General features: G+C 64.2%; 2 protein-coding genes. Both read right to left on the minus strand.

From position 1 onward, the window contains the following. Positions 1-512, minus strand: a 512-nt coding sequence (locus tag NMG80_RS04890) for an NADPH-dependent FMN reductase (protein ID WP_254017095.1), incomplete at its 3' end; no start/stop codon positions are given. 8 nt (positions 513-520) lie between these two features. Further along, positions 521-1,528 (minus strand): aldo/keto reductase, encoded by a 1,008-nt coding sequence (locus NMG80_RS04895; RefSeq protein ID WP_254017096.1) that lies wholly within the window; start codon positions 1,526-1,528, stop codon positions 521-523. Positions 1,529-1,531: the final 3 nt, after the last annotated feature.

Raw genomic sequence — 1,531 nt, forward strand, 5'->3', positions numbered from 1 at the left:
AAGCGCAGGCTTGGTTCGTCAGTCAATCGTCCATCCCTGATCTTGTCGGCGACGTTGCCGATGACGACCTGCGGACCGAGAACGGGACGTGACTGGATGGCGAGCAGCGTCTCGTTGGCCTGCGCCTGAGCACGAACGCCGCCGGTGAAGGCCGGCGACACAGAGATGACGAGCACAGCTTTGCCGGTCAGCGCCGAGCGGCCTAGCGGCCTCGATGCCCAGTCAAGCGCGTTCTTGAGAACGCCTGGGATGCCGTGATTGTACTCCGGCGTCGCGATCACGAGCCCATCGCTTTCCGCAACGGCTTGCCTGAACGCCTGCACTGTCTGCGGTGTCGACGCTCCATCCTGGTCCTGGTCGTAAAGAGGCAGCCGCAGGTCGCCGATCTGGAGATCAACCGCCGGCCCCAGGGCCGGCTGCAGGCCTCGCAGGACGGCAAGGGAGTAAGAGCCTAGGCGCAGGCTCCCCGGCAAGCCGAGGAGCCGCACCTGTGTTCGTGTTTCCAACATCATCGGTGCAATCACTTCCCGGGCTGCAACGGGCCAGAGCCGGCGCCGGTCGCTTCGATGGCGGCAGCGATGTCGGTCAGATCCTGCCCTGTCAAATCCAGGCTTGCCGCATCCAGCCAGCCGTCCACCTGAGCCGGGCTGCGGGCACCGACGATCGCACCCGTCACCCCCGGCCAAGCGAGAGTCCAGGCAATCGCAACTGCTGCAACGCTCGTGCTGTGACGGTCCGCGATTGGTACCAAGGCATCCGCGAACCTCAGGTTGCGGGTGAGCTTTTCGCCGGTGAACTCCGCATTGCGGGATCGCCAATCGTCTTTCGGCAAGGCTTGGGCACGCTCGACGGAGAAGCCGCCGGTGAGGAGGCCGGATTGCATGGGACTGTAGACGATGACCCCGGTCTGATGGGCGTGACACCAATTCAGTTCGGCCTGGGCGACCTCGCGACGAATCGCGGAGAACGGCGGTTGCAGCGTGTCGACATGGCCGAGGCTTTCGGCCGTTTCCAACTGCGCGGCACTATGATTGGAAAGGCCGACGGCACGGACCTTGCCCTCCTTCTTCAGGTCGAGCAGCGTTTGCCAATATTCTTCCAGCGGCGTCCCATCCTCGGCCGGCCAGTGCATTTGGTAGAGGTCAATGCGCTCAACGCCAAGGCGCTTCAGTGAGGCTTCCACCTCGCGGCGGACACTTGCGGGCGCGCCGACTTTGCGGGGCAGCGCCTGGCGATCGTTTTCATCCCAGACGAGGCCACATTTGGTGAAAACGTAGGGCCGCTCGCTGGTCGGGATCTCTGCAAAGGCTTGCCGCACGACTTCTTCCGAATGGCCGAGGCCGTAAATAGCTGCCGTGTCGATCCAATTGATGCCGCGTTCCACCGCATGACGGATCGCAGCGACCGACTCACGATCGTCTTGAGTACCCCACCCCACCGCCCAATCGGCACCGCCGATCGCCCAGGCGCCAAACCCGATGCGGGTGATCTCCATGTCGGTTCGGCCCAGCCGGCGGGTCGGGAGGATCTT

The sequence above is a fragment of the Mesorhizobium escarrei genome, from assembly GCF_935825525.1.
Classification (GTDB): Bacteria; Pseudomonadota; Alphaproteobacteria; order Rhizobiales; family Rhizobiaceae; genus Mesorhizobium; species Mesorhizobium escarrei.